Here is a 16782-nt window from a genome sequence, read left to right as displayed (position 1 = left end):
ATGGGACGAAGAGGAAGGGCAGGGCATTCCCCACCGCCTCTGGAAGCATGCGACGAATTGATCGCGCAATGAGCTATCGCCGCCTGTCGGTCTTACAGAGTTGTCACAAGATTTTTCATGAAATCCGCCGAGAAACCTTGAGTGAAATAGAGTGGAAGTGAACAATGTTCTCTTTCGCATTCCCTTCGAGACTGCCCATGAAACATTCCCGTCTGCTTGCCTGGCTCTCGTGGCCGGTGCTGGCGCTGTGCAGCACCTTGGTATTGGCCGGTGCGCCCGCCGAGGCGAGCAAGGCCATGCATCTGCTCGACTACCTGAGCGCTGACTACCCGCCGACCGTGCGCGACGGCAACGTGGTCGACGAGAGTGAATACCGCGAGCAACAGGAGTTCAGCGCGGTGCTGGCGGAGCTGGTCAAAGGTTTGCCGGCCAATGCCGAGCAGGCCGCATTGGCGCAGGGTGTACAGACCCTGCGCCAGGCCATCGACCAGCGCCAGGATGGGGCGGTGGTCGCCAAGCAAGCGCGTCAGCTGGGCGCTCGCCTGGCTGTTGCCTATGAGGTCAGCCAAGCTCCGGTGATTACCCCGGACCCTGCACGTGGCGCATCGCTGTACGCGCAGAACTGCTCGATCTGCCACGGTGACACCGGCGCGGGCGATGGTCCGGCCGGGGTGGGACTGGAGCCACCTCCCGCCAACCTGCGCAGCGCCGAGCGCCTGGATCGGTTGAGCCTGTTCGACCTTTACAACACGCTAGCACTGGGTATCGACGGCACCGAGATGCCCTCCTTCGCCGACCAGCTCGATGACCGTCAGCGCTGGGATGTGGCTGCGTACGTCGCCAGCTTCACCGCCGACCCGCAGGCTGCCAAGGGCGGGAAGACCTGGAACCTGGCCGATCTGGCCCGCCAGACGCCAGCGGAAGTCGCGGCCAGCCAGGGTAGCGACGCCGTCGCGGCGTTCCGTGCCCAGCGTGCCCAACCACCACAGGTCAAGCGTGGCCCGGCGCAGTTGCTCGAGTACACCGCCAGCACGCTGGACAAGAGCCTGGCGGCTTACCGCGAAGGTGATCACGATCAGGCCTATGACCTGTCGGTCGCTGCCTACCTGGAAGGCTTCGAGCTGGTGGAAAGCTCGCTGGACAACATCGATAGCCAAGCGCGCAAGGACACCGAAAAAGCCCTGATGGCCTACCGTCAGTCGTTGCAGGATGGCGTACCAGTGGCCCAGGCCGAACAGCGTCTGGTCGAGGCCAAGACCAAGCTCGACCAGGCCGCCAAGCTGCTGGGCAGCGATGGCCTGAGCTGGTCGTTGAGCTATATCTCCGGGTTGCTGATTCTGCTGCGTGAGGGCATCGAGGCGATTCTGGTGCTGGCGGCGATCCTCGCTTTCCTGCGCAACACCGGCCAGCAGTCGGCGGTGCGCAGCGTCAACGTCGGTTGGGGCCTGGCGTTGGCCGCGGGCTTCGCGACCTGGGCGTTGGCAGCGTATGTGATCGACGTAGGCGGCGCACAGCGCGAGCTGCTCGAAGGCAGTACGGCGCTGTTCGCCAGTGTCATGGTGTTGTGGCTTGGTGTGTGGATGCATGACCGCCGCCACGCCGCCGCATGGCAGAACTACATCAAGAGCTCGCTGGTCAGTGGCGGTGGGCGGTTTGGTTTCGCGGTGCTGGCGTTCTTCTCGGTGTACCGCGAGCTGTTCGAAGTGATCCTGTTCTATGAAACCCTGTGGTTGCAGGCAGGCCCGGCGGGTCACCAGGCAGTGCTGGCCGGTGGCGCCACGGCACTGGTGTTGCTGATGGGGTTGGCCTGGGTGATTCTGCGAGGTTCGGCGAAGCTGCCGCTGTCGCTGTTCTTCAGTATCAACGCCGCGCTGTTGTGCGCGCTGTCGGTGGTGTTCGCCGGGCATGGCGTGAAGGCGCTGCAAGAGGCCGGCGTGCTGGGCACACGGCCAGTGTTGTTCTTCGAGTTCGATTGGCTGGGGATTCATGCCGATGCCTATTCGCTGGCGGCGCAGGTGGTGGCGTTGATGGCTATCGTTATGTTGTATGGGCGCAGTCGCCTGGCCGAGAAGCGCCGGGCCGCGGCGAGCTGACTACAGTGTGGGCCGCTTCGCGGGTTTACCCAGGAAAGGGCCGGACCTGACACAATGCCGAGCTCACAGAAGATGGGACAAGTTGCATGCGTGTATGGATCGATGCCGACGCCTGCCCCAAGGCAGCCAAGGACCTGATCGTCAAATTCGCCCTCAAGCGCAAGATCGAGGTGGTGATGGTGGCTGGCCAGGCCGTGGCCAAGCCGGCCTTCGCCCTGGTGCGGCTGATCGTGGTGCCAAGCGGTATGGATGCGGCGGACGACTATCTGGTCGAGAATGCCGTGCCCGGGGAACTGGTCATCTGCAGTGATGTGCCGTTGGCCGACCGCTTGATCAAGAAGGGCGTGGCCGCGCTCGACCCCAGGGGGCGCGAGTTCGATGAGCGCAACATGGGCGAGCGGCTGGCAGTGCGCAACCTGTTTACCGAGTTGCGTGAGCAAGGACAGGTAGGGGGCGGGCAAGCGCCCTACGGCGAGAAGGAAAAGCAGGCATTTGCCAATGCGCTGGACCGGATTTTGACGCGTTTGTCGAAAGGGTAGTGGGGCCAATGGCCGGCGAGCCGGCCCCTGCAGTCACCGCAACGGTGGAGGGGCCGGCGCACTGGCGATCGCCTGTGAAGCAGGCGCAAGGCGCTTACTGCTCGCCTTCGTGGGTCAGCTCCAGCACCCGGTCCACCAGCTTGTAGATACCGCCCGCCGCTTCGCTGATCGATTGGGCCAGCATGTAGGCCGGGGTGGTCACCAGCTTGCGCTGGGTGTCTTCGACGATGTCGTGCACATCGCACTCTTCATGGGTCCCGCCCATCTTCGCCACCGCCGCAGCGGTGCCGGCATCGTTGCCAATGGTGCAGACCACGCCAGGGCCATAGATCTTGGCCGCCAGGGCGGGCGAAATGCAGATCAGGCCAACCGGTTTGCAGGCGTCGGCAAAGGCTTCGGCCAGGGCCAGCACGTCCGGATTGACGGAGCAGTTGGCGCCCTCGACGGCAAAGTTCGAGAGGTTCTTCGCCGCGCCGAAACCGCCCGGTACGATCAGCGCGTCGAAGTCTTCGACCTTGGCTTCGCGGATGTCCTTCACCTCACCACGTGCGATGCGCGCCGACTCAACCAGCACATTGCGTGACTCGGGCATTGCCTCGCCAGTCAGGTGGTTGATCACATGCATCTGCGCAATGTTCGGCGCGAAGCACTGCACCTGCGCTCCGCGCTGGTCGAGGCGCAGCAGGGTGATCACGCTTTCATGGATTTCGGCGCCGTCGTAAACGCCACAGCCGGAAAGAATCACCGCTACTTTTTTCGTCATGCTCATTACTCCAGTGTCGAGGCGCTAAATGTCCTCTAGTTTGGCAGATGTCGCCATAGGGTTTCCTGTGGCCGCGGCCTAATCTCTTCAGATCATGCCGGAGCCGTTGCCCATGGACCTGATTCTGCTGGCCGTGCCGTTCTTCTTTGTGCTGATCGCTGTCGAACTGGTGGCTGACCTGGTGCGTGGCCAACGCAATTTCACCGTGGCCGACTCGATCAACAGCCTGAGCACGGGGGTGCTGTCGACCAGTACCGGGCTGCTGACCAAAGGGGTTGGGCTGGTGACCTACGCCGTGGCCTGGGAGCACCTGGCGTTGCTGCGTTTGCCAGAGCAGGCCGGGTGGGTATGGCTGCTGGCATTCGTGCTGTATGACCTGTGCTACTACTGGCTGCACCGCCTGGGGCACGAGCGCAACGTGCTGTGGGCGGCCCATTCGGTGCATCACCAGAGTGAGGAATACAACCTCACCACCGCCCTGCGCCAGACCAGCAGCGGTTTCATTTTTTCGTGGGTCTTCTACCTGCCTCTGGCCTTGGTCGGCGTCCCGCCGGTGGTGTTCATCACCGTAGCGTCGCTGAATTTGCTGTACCAGTTCTGGGTGCACACCCGGCACATACCTAAACTGGGTTGGCTCGAGTGGGTGCTGATCACGCCATCCAACCATCGCGTCCACCATGCGCAGAATCCTGCTTACTTGGATCGTAACTATGGCGGCGTGTTCATTCTCTGGGACCGCTTGTTCGGTACCTTCAAGGAGGAAGACCCGGCCGAGCCCGTGGTGTTCGGCGTGACCACGCCACTGGCCAGCTGGAATCCGTTGTGGGCCAACCTGCAGTTCTACGCCCAGCTTTGGCACGATGCATGTCGCACCCATCGCTTTTGGGACAAGCTGCGCATCTGGTTCATGCCCACTGGCTGGCGGCCGGCCGATGTCGCGGCTGGTTATCCACAGGCCAAGCAGGACCTGGCGTCGTTTCGCAAGTTCGACGTGGTCATCGGGCGTGCGCAACAGCGCTACGTGGTGGCGCAGTTTGCGGTGCACGTCGCGTTGGGCAGTTACTTGATGGGGGTGGCAGAGCAGGTGACGACTGGCGCCCTGGTGCTGGGCTGGTCGGTAATGGCGTTTGGTTTGTTCGTGCTGGGCGCGATGCTGGAAAACCGCCGCTGGGCGCCGCGTCTGGAACTGGCGCGCCTGGTCTGCAACGTACCGGCGCTCTACCTGGCTGGCGTGCTGGGCTTAGCGCCGGTCACGGTGCTGGTCTGGGGCTTGCTCCTGGCCTACAGCTTGGCCTGCCTCTGGGCCCTGGCCATTTGCCGCCGCCTTGCGCTCGGCACGCAGGGTGCGGAACCGTCGGCGCAGCCACAACAGGCCGCCCAGCACCAGCAGGCCGCCAAGCACCCATAGCTCGTACTTCTTCACATTGCCCAGCAGGCCTTCGAGGATGGCGCCGAAGTGATAGGCGGCCGCGCCCAATGCCAGGGCCCAGACCGCAGCACCGATGCCGTTGAGCAGCAAGTAGCGGCGCGGCGGGTAGCCGGACAGCCCGATCGCTACCGGCATGACCGTACGCAGGCCATACACGAAGCGGAAGCTCAGCACCCAGATGTCGGGATGTCGGCGAATGTGGTCCAGCGCTCGGTCGCCCATGGCCTGCCAGCGGGGCTTGCGCGCCAGAATCTTGCGGCCGTGGCGACGGCCCATGAAGTACCACAGCTGGTCGCCAGCGTAGCTGCCGAAGAACGCGGTCAGCACGACCAGGTTGATGTCCATGTAACCGCGGAACGCAAGGAATCCCGCAAGCACCAGGATGGTCTCGCCTTCGAAGAAGGTGCCAAGAAAGAGGGCGAAGTAGCCGAAATCCTGCAGGAATTGTTGAAGCATTTTCTGAGGTGCTGGCGAAATGAACGCGCAGCCTACCCCTTCGCGCGCATTCGTGAAAGTGTCCAAATGTGTCTCGACGTGAACAATCCCTGTGCGGACAATGCCTGCGGCCATAAGTCGCGACTTGCCTTGGTATGTAACACAGGCGTCATAATGGCCGCTTATCGTGCCGCTCAATTGATGATAGGGCGTTAACGTCCTCCAGGAACGCCAGATGAATAATGAAGTGCTAACCCCTGTCGCGATCAAGGACGCCCAGGCTCTTCCCGAAGAAATGGTGCAGACCCCGCCGGACCTGCCAGAGGCACCGGAACCTGTGGTCGAGGCCACTGCCACGCCAGCCCCCGCGCCAGCACCGGCAATCGCCATTCCGAGCCTGGACGACAGCAGCCTGTACATTCATCGCGAGCTTTCGCAGCTGCAATTCAATATCCGAGTGCTGGAGCAGGCGCTGGATGAGTCCTATCCGCTGCTCGAACGCCTCAAGTTCTTGCTGATCTTCTCCAGCAACCTGGACGAATTCTTCGAAATCCGTGTTGCCGGCCTGAAGAAGCAGATCAACTTTGCCCGGGAACAAGCCGGTGCCGATGGCCTGCAGCCGCACCAGGCGCTGGCACGGATCAGCGAGCTGGTGCATGGCGAGGTGGACCGTCAATACGCGATCCTCAACGATGTGCTGTTGCCGGAGCTGGAAAAACACCAGATCCGCTTCATCCGCCGCCGTTACTGGACGCCCAAGCTCAAGACCTGGGTGCGTCGTTACTTCCGCGACGAGATCGCGCCGATCATCACCCCCATTGGCCTCGACCCGACGCACCCGTTCCCGTTGCTGGTGAACAAGAGCCTCAACTTCATCGTCGAGCTCGAAGGTGTCGACGCCTTCGGCCGCGACTCGGGCCTGGCGATCATCCCGGCCCCGCGGTTGCTGCCACGGGTCATTCGCGTACCTGAGGACGTGGGGGGGGCAGGCGACAACTATGTGTTCCTGTCGTCGATGATCCACGCTCACGCCGACGACTTGTTCCAGGGCATGAAGGTCAAGGGCTGCTACCAGTTCCGCCTGACGCGAAACGCTGACCTGGCGCTGGACTCCGAAGAGGTCGACGACCTGGCCCGTGCTTTGCGCGGTGAACTGTTTTCGCGTCGTTACGGCGACGCCGTGCGTCTGGAAGTGGCCGACACCTGCCCGAAGCACCTGTCCGACTACCTGCTCAAGCAGTTCAGCCTCAGCGAGAGCGAGCTGTATCAAGTCAATGGTCCGGTCAACCTGACCCGCCTGTTCAGCATCACAGGCCTGGATAGCCATCCTGAACTGCAGTACACCCCGTTCACCCCGGCGATTCCCAAGCTGCTGCAGAACGCCGACAACATCTTCAGCGTGATCGGCAAGCAGGATGTACTGCTGATGCACCCGTTCGAGTCGTTCACCCCGGTGATCGACCTGCTGCGACAGGCTGCCAAGGACCCGCATGTGCTTGCCGTGCGCCAGACGCTGTACCGCTCCGGCGCCAACTCGGAGATCGTCGATGCGTTGGTGGACGCAGCGCGCAACGGCAAGGAGGTCACCGCGGTGATCGAGTTGCGTGCGCGCTTCGATGAAGAGTCCAACCTGCAAATGGCCAGCCGTCTGCAGGCAGCTGGCGCGGTGGTGATCTATGGCGTGGTGGGCTTCAAGACCCACGCCAAGATGATGCTGATCCTGCGCCGCGAGCAGGGAGAGATCGTCCGTTATGCACATCTGGGTACTGGTAACTACCATGCCGGCAACGCCCGGTTGTACACCGACTACAGCCTGCTCACCTCCGACGATGCCCTGACCGAGGACGTGGGCAAGCTGTTCAGCCAGCTGATTGGCATGGGCAAGACACTGCGCATGAAAAAGCTGCTGCATGCGCCGTTCACGTTGAAGAAGGGCATGCTCGACATGATTGCCCGCGAGACGCAGTTCGCCCTCGAAGGCAAGCCGGCGCACATCATCGCCAAGTTCAACTCGCTGACCGATGCGAAGGTCATCAAGGCGCTGTACAAGGCCAGCCAGTCTGGCGTGAAAATCGACCTGGTGGTGCGTGGCATGTGCTGCCTGCGGCCGGGCATTCCTGGGGTGTCGCACAACATCCAGGTACGTTCGATCATCGGCCGCTTCCTGGAGCACACCCGGGTGTTCTACTTCCTCAATGGAGGCGAAGAGCAGATCTACCTGTCCAGTGCCGACTGGATGGAGCGAAACCTCGACAAGCGTGTGGAGACCTGCTTCCCGGTAGAAGGCAAGAAGTTGCTGCTGCGGGTTAAGAAGGAGCTGGAAGGTTACCTGACCGACAACACCCATGCCTGGGTCCTGCAATCGGACGGCCGCTACGTGCGCACCGCCCCGACCGGTAACCAGAACCCTCGCAGTGCCCAGGCCGCTCTGCTGGAGCGCCTGAGCAACCCGGTCCTCAACGTACGCTGAGGACGAAGCCGACCCGGGTCAGCCACTCCGCTTCGTTGGCGAAGTCGGCCTGGGTCAGCTGGTTTTGCTCCAGCCAACCATTGGGGAAGGCCACATCCAGCGATTGCTCGCCAGCCTGCAGTGACACGGTGGGCATCTGTTGGGTGCCACGGATGTGGTGGAACAGAATGGCGAAACGCAGCAGCACGCACAGACGTAGCAGCTTCACACCTTCCTCGCCCAGTTCGGCGAACTTGTCCTTGGGGATGTTGCGCCGATGGCCACGCACCAGCAGGGCCATCATCTGCTGGTCTTCGCGCGAGAAGCCGGCAAGGTCGGAGTGCTCGACCAGGTAGGCGCCATGCTTGTGGTAATGGTAGTGAGCGATATCCAGGCCAATTTCATGGATTTTGGCTGCCCATCCCAGTAGATCGCGCCAGTTACCGTCTTCCAGGTCCCACGCCTTGGCCACTTGGTCGAAGGCATGCAGTGCCTTGCGCTCCACGCGAGCAGCTTGGCCCTGGTCGACGTGGTAACGCTCCATCAACGAATTGAGTGTGCGCTCGCGCACATCTTCGTGGTGATGGCGGCCGAGCAGGTCGAACAGCACGCCTTCACGCAGGGCACCGTCGCAATGGTCCATGCGTTGCAGTTCCAGGGCGTCGAAGATGGCTTCGAGAATCGCAAGGCCGGCCGGGAAGATGGCGCGGCGGTCCGGTTTGACCCCTTCAAAGTCGATCTTGTCGACGTCGCCGAGCTTGAACAGTTTGCGTTTGACCCAGGCCAGGCCTTCGGCGTTGACTTCGCCGTTGCCCAGGTTGCAGGCCTTGATCGCGGCGCCGATGGCGCGAATGGTGCCGGACGAGCCGATGGCTTCATCCCAGGTCAGTCGGTGCAGGGCATTCTCGATGCTCATCAGCTCCAGGCGCGCCGCCGTGTAGGCCTGTGCATAGCGCGCCGGGGTGATCTTGCCATCGCGGAAATAGCGCTGGGTGAAGCTCACGCAGCCCATTTGCAGGCTTTCGCGCAGTAGCGGTTCGAATCGCTGGCCAATGATGAACTCGGTGCTGCCGCCGCCAATGTCGGCCACCAGGCGTTTGCCGGGGGTGTCGGCCAGGGTATGGGAGACACCGAGGTAGATGAGGCGAGCCTCTTCGCGGCCGGAGATCACCTCCACTGGGTGGCCCAGAATGGCCTCCGCGCGCTGGATGAACTCATTGCGGTTGCGCGCTTCGCGCAGGGCGTTGGTGCCGACGATGCGCACGGCGCCGGAAGGCATACCGTTGATCAGTTGAGCGAAGCGCTTGAGGCATTCGAGCCCCCGTTGCATGGCTTCTTCGCTCAGCAGACGATCCTCGCCGATGCCGGCGGCCAGCTGAACCTTCTCGCCAAGCCGTTCAAGAATACGGATCTCGGTGTGGTGAGCCTTGGCCACGACCATGTGAAAACTGTTGGAGCCAAGGTCGATGGCGGCGATCAGAGACAGGTTCTTCGCGGTTGTTTGCGGCATGATCTGAGTGTTCTCGGTCGTTAACCTGGCAATCGTGCCACGATACGTGGCTGTCGCCAACGCGGGGCACGCCAAGGTTTGATGCAAGGCAATGTGCCATTCGATGCTATGACACTTATGTGACGGTTTCGATTCGCGGCGTCTTGCACAACTATAGTTACACTCAATCGTCCGTGACTTCCTGTAGGCAGCCTGTGCGGCTATGATGGGCCACGTTTTTTGCTTACGACCCTGGAGATATCCATGAGCAGCGATCTGATCAAACACGTCACCGACGCCACCTTCGAAGCCGAAGTCCTGCAGGCTCAAGGCCCGGTGCTGGTCGACTACTGGGCTGAATGGTGCGGTCCATGCAAGATGATCGCTCCGGTTCTGGACGACATCGCCGCCACCTACGAAGGTAAACTGACCGTCGCCAAGCTGAACATCGACGACAACCAGGAAACCCCGGCCAAGCATGGCGTGCGTGGCATCCCGACCCTGATGCTGTTCAAGAACGGCAACGTCGAAGCTACCAAGGTCGGCGCTCTGTCCAAATCCCAGCTGGCTGCGTTCCTCGACGCCCATCTGTGATGTGAAAAAGCCCCGCGAATGCGGGGCTTTTCTTTTGCTCGACGACCCTGTGGGAGCGGGATCCCCCGCGAATCCAAGGTTCAGCCGGTCGATGCCTTCGCAGCTAAATCCGGTCCCAAAAGGTTCGATTTCCCTCGTCAAAACCACTAGACGTCGAAAAATGCAAGTGTTACATTCGGCCTCGCACTGCTTCTTCAGTGCCCTCTGCACGCCGTCGCCGAAGCATCCCTAATTCGAATCAGTACGCGATCCTGTCGCCATCTAGCGGCGCGGCCTCATTAAGCCAAAGCTTAATTCTCCCTTCTTACATGATTACGTCACTCCCCTTATGAACCTGACTGAACTCAAGCAAAAGCCGATTACCGATCTTTTGGAAATGGCCGAACAGATGGGCATCGAAAACATGGCCCGTTCGCGCAAACAGGACGTGATTTTCGCCCTGCTGAAAAAGCACGCGAAAAGCGGCGAAGAGATCTCGGGTGACGGCGTGCTGGAGATTCTCCAGGATGGTTTCGGTTTCCTGCGTTCGGCTGATGCGTCCTACCTGGCCGGCCCCGATGACATCTACGTCTCGCCTAGCCAGATCCGCCGTTTCAACCTGCGTACCGGCGACACCATCGTCGGCAAGATCCGTCCACCGAAGGAAGGGGAGCGTTACTTCGCGCTGCTGAAGGTCGATACCATCAACTTCGACCGTCCGGAAAACGCGAAGAACAAGATTCTGTTCGAGAACCTGACGCCGCTGTTCCCCAACGAGCGCCTTAAGATGGAAGCCGGCAACGGTTCCACCGAAGACCTCACCGGCCGTGTCATCGACCTGTGCGCCCCGATCGGTAAAGGCCAGCGTGGCCTGATCGTCGCTCCGCCGAAAGCGGGTAAGACGATCATGCTGCAGAACATCGCGGCCAACATCACCCGTAACAACCCCGAGTGCCACCTGATCGTCCTGCTGATCGACGAGCGCCCGGAAGAAGTGACCGAGATGCAGCGCACCGTGCGCGGCGAAGTGGTCGCCTCGACCTTCGACGAGCCGCCAACCCGTCACGTGCAGGTGGCCGAGATGGTCATCGAGAAGGCCAAGCGCCTGGTCGAGCACAAGAAGGACGTGGTCATTCTGCTCGACTCCATCACCCGTCTGGCCCGTGCCTACAACACCGTGATCCCGAGCTCCGGCAAGGTGCTGACCGGTGGTGTCGACGCACATGCCCTTGAGAAGCCGAAGCGCTTCTTCGGTGCCGCCCGTAACATCGAGGAAGGTGGTTCGCTGACCATCATCGCCACCGCGCTGGTAGAAACCGGTTCGAAGATGGACGAGGTGATCTACGAAGAGTTCAAGGGTACCGGCAACATGGAGCTGCCCCTGGACCGTCGTATCGCCGAGAAACGTGTGTTCCCTGCCATCAACATCAACCGCTCCGGTACCCGTCGCGAAGAGCTGCTGACCGCCGACGACGAGTTGCAGCGCATGTGGATTCTGCGCAAGCTGCTGCACCCGATGGACGAAGTCGCTGCCATCGAGTTCCTGGTCGACAAGCTCAAGCAGACCAAGACCAACGATGAGTTCTTCCTGTCGATGAAGCGCAAGTAAGCACTTCAAGCTGGAATTGATTGGGGCCGCTTCGCGCCTCTTCGCGGGCAAGCCCGCTTCCACAGGGTCAGTGTGATCTTGTGGGAGCGGGCTTGCTCGCGAAAGGGGCGCGAAGCGGCCCCACATCATTTTTGCCCCCAATAAAGGCCTGAACGGCGCTACACTCTGCACCCCGACCGATACGGCCAATACGAGGCTCATGCATGCAGTATCGCGACTTGCGCGACTTCATCCGTGGCCTGGAGCAGCGCGGTGAACTCAAGCGCATCCAGGTTCCGATCTCCCCAGTCCTGGAAATGACCGAGGTCTGTGACCGTACCCTGCGCGCCAAGGGCCCAGCTTTGCTGTTCGAAAAGCCCACCGGCTTCGATATGCCGGTGCTGGGCAACCTGTTCGGCACCCCGGAGCGGGTGGCCATGGGCATGGGCGCCGAGTCGGTCGACGAACTGCGCGAAATCGGCAAGCTGTTGGCCTTCCTCAAGGAACCCGAGCCGCCCAAGGGCTTGAAGGACGCCTGGTCCAAGCTGCCGATCTTCAAGAAAGTCGTGTCCATGGCGCCGAAAGTGGTCAAGGACGCGGTCTGTCAGGAAGTGGTGGTCGAGGGCGAGGATGTCGACCTTACCCAGCTGCCGATCCAGCATTGCTGGCCGGGCGACGTGGCTCCGCTGATCACCTGGGGTCTGACCGTCACCCGCGGCCCCAACAAGGACCGCCAGAACCTGGGCATCTACCGCCAGCAGCTGATTGGTCGCAACAAGGTCATCATGCGTTGGTTGAGCCACCGTGGTGGCGCGCTGGACTACCGTGAGTGGTGCGAGAAGCACCCAGGCCAGCCTTTCCCGGTCGCAGTGGCGCTTGGGGCGGACCCGGCGACCATCCTTGGCGCGGTCACGCCTGTGCCTGACACCTTGTCCGAGTATGCCTTCGCCGGCCTGCTGCGCGGCAACCGTACCGAGCTGGTCAAATGCCGTGGCAGCGACCTGCAGGTCCCGGCAACCGCCGAGATCATTCTCGAAGGTGTGATCCATCCGGGTGAAATGGCCCCGGAAGGCCCCTATGGCGACCACACCGGCTACTACAACGAGGTCGACAGCTTCCCGGTGTTCACCGTGGAGCGCATCACCCACCGCCAGAAGCCGATCTACCACAGCACCTACACCGGCCGTCCACCGGATGAGCCGGCGATCCTCGGTGTGGCGCTGAATGAAGTGTTCGTGCCGATCCTGCAGAAGCAGTTCCCGGAAATCGTGGACTTCTACCTGCCTCCGGAAGGTTGCTCGTACCGCATGGCGGTGGTGACCATGAAGAAGCAGTATCCAGGGCACGCCAAGCGCGTAATGCTGGGCGTGTGGTCGTTCCTGCGACAGTTCATGTACACCAAGTTCGTTATCGTTACCGACGATGACATCAACGCCCGCGACTGGAACGATGTGATCTGGGCGATCACCACGCGCATGGACCCCAAGCGTGATACGGTGATGATCGACAATACGCCGATTGACTACCTGGATTTCGCGTCGCCGGTATCGGGGCTTGGGTCGAAGATGGGCCTGGATGCCACCCACAAGTGGCCAGGCGAGACTACGCGGGAATGGGGCCGTGCCATCGTCAAGGACGAGGCGGTCACCCGCCGTATCGATGAGCTGTGGGATCAGTTGGGAATAGATTGATGCAGGTAACGTTGCAGCCGTCCGGGGCAGTGCTGGCGCTCGAACCCGGGGAACGGATCCTGGATGGGGCGCGGCGACTGGGCTATGACTGCCCGAACAGCTGCCGCAATGGCAATTGCCATGTCTGCGCCGCGTTGTTGGTGGAGGGGCGGGTGCGCCAGGATGGCGAAGTCCGTGGCCATGGCGAGCTGTTCACCTGCATTGCCGAGCCACTGGAGGACTGTGTCTTGCTGTGGGATGGTGTGCTGGCGTTGGGCGAGCTGCCGGTGCGTAAACTGGCTTGCACCGTGAGCGAATGCGCCGAGGTAGGTGGCGATGTCTGGCGCGTGCGTCTGCGTGCGCCGGCCGGAAAGCCGCCGCGCTACCACGCCGGGCAGTACCTGATGATCGAGCGCAAGGGTGGCAAGCAGGCGGCCTTCTCGCTGGCTTCAGCCCCCCATTGCGGGCGGGACCTGGAGCTGCATGTGTTGGTCCGCGAAGACAGCGCCCGACAATTGATCGAGCAACTGCAGCGTGATGGCGTGGCGCGCATCGAAATGCCATTTGGCGATGCCCACCTGGCCGAGCTGCCCGACGGGCCGTTGGTATTGATCGCTGCGGGCACGGGTATGGGGCAGATGCACAGCCTGGTCGAACATTGCCGCGCTCAAGGTTTCAAGCACCCGGTCCACCTGTACTGGGGAGTGCGGCGCCCCGAAGATTTCTATGCCATCGAGCATTGGGACGAGTGGGAGCGCCTGCCCAATCTGTACTTGCACAAGGTCGTCAGCGACCTATGCGATTGGGAAGGGCGCTGCGGCATGCTGCATGAAGCGGTCTGCGAAGACATGGACGACCTGAATGCCGTGCATGTTTACGCCAGTGGCTCGCCCAACATGGTCTATGCCACGCTCGATGCATTGGTCGAGGCTGGTATGGACGCGCACCGTATGCGTGCCGATGTGTTTGCCTACGCCCCCCGCAGTTAATAACCGAAGTTTGAAAGCGTCGGTATAAGGCGGTAACTATTACCGCCTTGGTTAATAACTTTCGCGTTTTTCGGAATAATAATTCCCAATCGTCGGAAGGCCCCATGAAAATTTCGACATATACTTGAGCTAAGGCGGTGGCTGTCTTAAGTTAGACATGACGCCTCCACGGGAGCCGGCCAGCCGGCGATTTGGCTGGCATGGGCAGCAGAGTAAGATCTGCCTTGAATCGTCTTTTCCGCTACAAGCGCTATTCACAGGGAATCATGGCGGCAGCTTATGTCGGCACTTGAAAGTTCATCCTGGAAAGTTTCATATCCACCCTCGCTTGACTTCGGGCAACAACTGACCCGTGAGCAACTGTACAACTCCATGCAGACGACCATGTCACGGCACCAGGGCGGCCCGGTCTGGCTGTTCGCCTATGGTTCCTTGATCTGGCGCCCGGAATGCAACTCCGTGGAGCGCCAACGCGCGCGGGTGCATGGTTACCACCGTGGGTTGTACTTGTGGTCGCATGAGCACCGTGGCACGCCTGAAACGCCCGGCCTGGTGTTTGGCCTGGATCGGGGTGGCTCTTGCAGCGGTTTTGCCTACCGGCTTGATGAAAGCAACCTGGACGACTCGCTGATGGCCCTGTGGCAGCGCGAAATGCCTTACCCGGCGTATCGGCCGCACTGGTTGAGCTGCCGGCTCAGCGATGGGAGCAAGGTCCAGGCCCTGGGGTTCGTGTTGGAGCGGCATTTGCCCTGTTACGCAGGGAACCTGCCGGATACCTTGCTCAGCCAGATCCTGGCCAGTGCCAAGGGGCGCTATGGCACTACGCGCGATTATGTCGAGCAGACCTTGAATGCCTTGCGCAGCCACCAGATGCCGGATCGCAACCTCGAGGCGCGTTTCAGGCGCTGCCATAACCTGCGCGAGGTTTGAGTTCCCCACTGCCTGTACCTTCCCAAGCATCCCCCTTCAGCAGACGCCTGGCCGGCGATAGGGCGGGTACAGGCAATGAACGCTTCCAGCCCTACTTGGCCAGCACCACCAACTTACCCACAGCTTGCCGCTGCCCCAGTCGATCGATAGCCGCCCCAGCTTCGGCCAGTGGATAAGTCTGCGAGACCAGCGGTTTCAGCTTGCCCTGGCCATGCCAGACGAACAGCTGTTGGAAGTTGGCGGCATTGTCCTCTGGCTGGCGCTGGGCGAATGCTCCCCAAAACACCCCGAGCACCGCTGCGCCCTTGAGCAGCACCAGGTTCGCCGCCAGCTGAGGGATGGTGCCGCTGGCAAACCCCACCACCAGCAACCGACCATTCCAGGCCAGCCCGCGCACTGCCTGTTCGAACAGCTCGCCTCCCACTGGGTCGTAGATCACATCCACGCCCTGGCCGCCGGTCAGTCGCTTGATCTCATCCTTCAGGCTGGCCTTGCTGTAATCGATCACTTCATCGGCACCCGCAGCCTTGGCCACGGCGAGTTTTTCCGCGCTGCTGGCTGCAGCGATCACCTTGGCGCCCATGGCCTTGCCAATTTCCACAGCCGCCAGGCCGACGCCCCCGGATGCACCCAGTACCAGCAGGGTTTCGCCAGGCTTCAGTTGGCCGCGCTGTTTGAGCGCATGCATCGAAGTGCCGTAGGTCATGCCGAAGGCAGCGGCGGTGGCGAAATCCATACCCTGCGGGATCGGCATCACGTTGTAGAAGGGCACCGCCACGTGTTCGGCGAAGGCGCCCCAGCCGGTCAGCGCCATGACCCGGTCACCGACCTTGAAAGCGCCGGCCTTCTCGCCTACCGCCGCCACCACACCAGCCGCCTCACCACCGGGAGAGAAGGGCAGTGGTGGTTGGAACTGGTATTTGCCTTCGATGATCAGGGTGTCAGGGAAATTCACCCCGGCCGCGTGTACGTCGAGCAGGATCTCGTTCTTCTTCGGCACCGGGCTGGCCACTTCCTCCACTACCAGGTTGCTGGCAGGGCCCAGGGTTTTGCACAACACAGCTTTCATCGGGGCTATTCCTTTGCGTGTGGTGGCCGATAAGTGTAGGAGTGCCGCCTGCCCGGTCAACGAGCATGCCCCGGCCTGATGGGCTGGCATAAGCCGGAGCTTGGGTTTGAGCGGCGTGCTGGGTAAGCTGGCGCCAACTGTATTGAGGAGCTAATTCGTGAAAGCGTGGATCTTGATGGTACTGGCCCTGATGCTGCCAGCGGCGGCCATGGCCGAAGAAGCCAAGGAAGGAGAGCCCAAGGTCTCCTACATCAGCCTGAGCCCGCCCTTCGTCGGCAACTATGCCCTCGATGGTGGCCCTAAGCTGCGCGTGTACAAAGCCGATGTGGCCCTGCGTGTGACGGGCGATGCCGCCGCTGCTGCGGTCAAACACCATGAGCCGTTGATTCGCAATCAGCTGGTGGCGCTGTTCACCCAGCAGGGTGTGGATAACATGAGCAATGTAGAGGCCAAGGAAAAGCTGCGCCAGGAAGCGCTGAAACAGGTGCAGCAGGTAATGGAGGCCGAGGAAGGCAAGCCGATCGTCGAGGACCTGCTGTTCAACAATTTGATCGTGCAGTGATGCTGCCTCGATAGGCTCGCCGGTAATTGTGTGGTGCGGTTGAGATCGCGCGCCGCCCGCGCGGCGCATCGCGAGCAAGGCTCGCTCCTACGTTTGTTTCTGGCCAGTCATGTCTGTGCCAACGCACGCGACCGCCTTGTGTGCACTCGCGCGCATTTCCCACAGGAATAATTGGCCCGGAATAGACGTAGGAGCGAGCCTTGC

At 61.7% G+C, this 16782-nt stretch carries 13 protein-coding genes and 1 pseudogene; 10 read left to right on the top strand and 4 right to left on the bottom strand.

The genetic code is table 11. The features are described from left to right. The first annotated feature begins 164 nt into the window (after nt 1–164). Together VXM67_RS01520 and VXM67_RS01515 are read left to right on the top strand one after the other, a co-directional pair. Entirely contained in the window at nt 165–2093 is a 1929-nt protein-coding gene (locus VXM67_RS01520; protein ID WP_367237461.1) for an FTR1 family protein, read from the top strand. Between the two features lie 86 nt (nt 2094–2179). After that, the gene (locus VXM67_RS01515; protein ID WP_023382984.1) at nt 2180–2632 is read left to right on the top strand and encodes a YaiI/YqxD family protein; all 453 of its coding nucleotides are present in this window, start codon (nt 2180–2182) and stop codon (nt 2630–2632) included. Nucleotides 2633–2726: 94 nt separating this feature from the next. Here the strand turns inward: VXM67_RS01515 and elbB are convergent, their stop codons facing one another. Continuing rightward, the gene (gene elbB, locus VXM67_RS01510; protein WP_023382983.1) at nt 2727–3395 is read right to left on the bottom strand and encodes an isoprenoid biosynthesis glyoxalase ElbB; all 669 of its coding nucleotides are present in this window, start codon (nt 3393–3395) and stop codon (nt 2727–2729) included. Nucleotides 3396–3489: 94 nt separating this feature from the next. Here elbB and VXM67_RS01505 point away from each other — a divergent pair. Beyond that, nucleotides 3490–4134: pseudogene (locus VXM67_RS01505) on the top strand (sterol desaturase family protein); the annotation flags it as partial. A 501-nt stretch (nt 4135–4635) separates the two neighbouring features. Here VXM67_RS01505 and VXM67_RS01500 read toward each other — a convergent pair. Continuing rightward, the gene (locus VXM67_RS01500) at nt 4636–5280 is read right to left on the bottom strand and encodes a DedA family protein (RefSeq protein WP_162144444.1); all 645 of its coding nucleotides are present in this window, start codon (nt 5278–5280) and stop codon (nt 4636–4638) included. 214 nt (nt 5281–5494) lie between these two features. Between VXM67_RS01500 and ppk1 the strand changes: the two genes are divergently transcribed. Further along, complete coding sequence (ppk1, locus tag VXM67_RS01495) at nt 5495–7729, top strand: polyphosphate kinase 1 (protein WP_027907204.1); 2235 nt, start codon at nt 5495–5497, stop codon at nt 7727–7729. Here ppk1 and ppx read toward each other — a convergent pair. Further along, nucleotides 7716–9218 (bottom strand): exopolyphosphatase, encoded by a 1503-nt coding sequence (gene ppx / locus VXM67_RS01490; protein WP_027907205.1) that lies wholly within the window; start codon nt 9216–9218, stop codon nt 7716–7718. The two genes, ppk1 and ppx, sit on opposite strands and share 14 nt — an antisense overlap. A gap of 243 nt (nt 9219–9461) precedes the next feature. On the opposite strand from ppx, the gene trxA reads away from it, so the two are divergent. The 5 genes from trxA (at nt 9462) to VXM67_RS01465 (ending at nt 14947) form a co-directional block, all read left to right on the top strand. Next, a complete protein-coding gene (gene trxA, locus VXM67_RS01485; RefSeq protein ID WP_016392405.1) occupies nt 9462–9791 on the top strand; it encodes a thioredoxin TrxA in 330 nt (109 codons plus the stop codon). Between the two features lie 328 nt (nt 9792–10119). Then, the gene (gene rho, locus VXM67_RS01480) at nt 10120–11379 is read left to right on the top strand and encodes a transcription termination factor Rho (protein WP_023382978.1); all 1260 of its coding nucleotides are present in this window, start codon (nt 10120–10122) and stop codon (nt 11377–11379) included. A gap of 203 nt (nt 11380–11582) precedes the next feature. Beyond that, nucleotides 11583–13049: a 4-hydroxy-3-polyprenylbenzoate decarboxylase gene (ubiD, locus tag VXM67_RS01475; protein WP_023382977.1), complete on the top strand. Its 1467-nt coding sequence runs from the start codon at nt 11583–11585 to the stop codon at nt 13047–13049. Beyond that, nucleotides 13049–14017: a CDP-6-deoxy-delta-3,4-glucoseen reductase gene (locus VXM67_RS01470; RefSeq protein ID WP_367237460.1), complete on the top strand. Its 969-nt coding sequence runs from the start codon at nt 13049–13051 to the stop codon at nt 14015–14017. The genes ubiD and VXM67_RS01470 overlap by 1 nt, the downstream gene beginning before the upstream one ends. 279 nt (nt 14018–14296) lie before the next feature. Then, nucleotides 14297–14947 (top strand): gamma-glutamylcyclotransferase, encoded by a 651-nt coding sequence (locus tag VXM67_RS01465; protein ID WP_027907207.1) that lies wholly within the window; start codon nt 14297–14299, stop codon nt 14945–14947. A gap of 91 nt (nt 14948–15038) precedes the next feature. Here the strand turns inward: VXM67_RS01465 and VXM67_RS01460 are convergent, their stop codons facing one another. Continuing rightward, nucleotides 15039–16016 carry an NADPH:quinone oxidoreductase family protein gene (locus VXM67_RS01460; RefSeq protein ID WP_023382974.1) on the bottom strand — a complete coding sequence of 326 codons (978 nt, stop codon included), beginning with the start codon at nt 16014–16016 and terminating at the stop codon, nt 15039–15041. 157 nt (nt 16017–16173) lie between these two features. Here VXM67_RS01460 and VXM67_RS01455 point away from each other — a divergent pair, with 157 nt between their 5' ends. Continuing rightward, on the top strand, nt 16174–16578 hold the full coding sequence (locus tag VXM67_RS01455; RefSeq protein WP_023382973.1) for a flagellar basal body-associated protein FliL: 405 nt from the start codon (nt 16174–16176) through the stop codon (nt 16576–16578). Nucleotides 16579–16782: the final 204 nt, after the last annotated feature.

It is taken from the genome of Pseudomonas sp. Rh2, from assembly GCF_040762985.1.
Classification (GTDB): Bacteria; Pseudomonadota; Gammaproteobacteria; order Pseudomonadales; family Pseudomonadaceae; genus Aquipseudomonas; species Aquipseudomonas taiwanensis.
Note: the sequence above shows the minus strand (reverse complement) of the source record. Positions and strands in the feature narration are given on the sequence as shown.

What these genes read in the sequence shown, in the direction of transcription:
- VXM67_RS01460 (WP_023382974.1), bottom strand. Translation starts at nt 16,016, where the DNA reads ATGAAAGCTGTGTTGTGCAAAACCCTGGGCCCTGCCAGCAACCTGGTA.
- elbB (WP_023382983.1), bottom strand. Translation starts at nt 3,395, where the DNA reads ATGACGAAAAAAGTAGCGGTGATTCTTTCCGGCTGTGGCGTTTACGAC.
- VXM67_RS01465 (WP_027907207.1), top strand. Translation starts at nt 14,297, where the DNA reads ATGTCGGCACTTGAAAGTTCATCCTGGAAAGTTTCATATCCACCCTCG.
- VXM67_RS01470 (WP_367237460.1), top strand. Translation starts at nt 13,049, where the DNA reads ATGCAGGTAACGTTGCAGCCGTCCGGGGCAGTGCTGGCGCTCGAACCC.
- trxA (WP_016392405.1), top strand. Translation starts at nt 9,462, where the DNA reads ATGAGCAGCGATCTGATCAAACACGTCACCGACGCCACCTTCGAAGCC.
- ubiD (WP_023382977.1), top strand. Translation starts at nt 11,583, where the DNA reads ATGCAGTATCGCGACTTGCGCGACTTCATCCGTGGCCTGGAGCAGCGC.
- rho (WP_023382978.1), top strand. Translation starts at nt 10,120, where the DNA reads ATGAACCTGACTGAACTCAAGCAAAAGCCGATTACCGATCTTTTGGAA.
- ppx (WP_027907205.1), bottom strand. Translation starts at nt 9,218, where the DNA reads ATGCCGCAAACAACCGCGAAGAACCTGTCTCTGATCGCCGCCATCGAC.
- ppk1 (WP_027907204.1), top strand. Translation starts at nt 5,495, where the DNA reads ATGAATAATGAAGTGCTAACCCCTGTCGCGATCAAGGACGCCCAGGCT.
- VXM67_RS01520 (WP_367237461.1), top strand. Translation starts at nt 165, where the DNA reads ATGTTCTCTTTCGCATTCCCTTCGAGACTGCCCATGAAACATTCCCGT.
- VXM67_RS01515 (WP_023382984.1), top strand. Translation starts at nt 2,180, where the DNA reads ATGCGTGTATGGATCGATGCCGACGCCTGCCCCAAGGCAGCCAAGGAC.
- VXM67_RS01500 (WP_162144444.1), bottom strand. Translation starts at nt 5,280, where the DNA reads ATGCTTCAACAATTCCTGCAGGATTTCGGCTACTTCGCCCTCTTTCTT.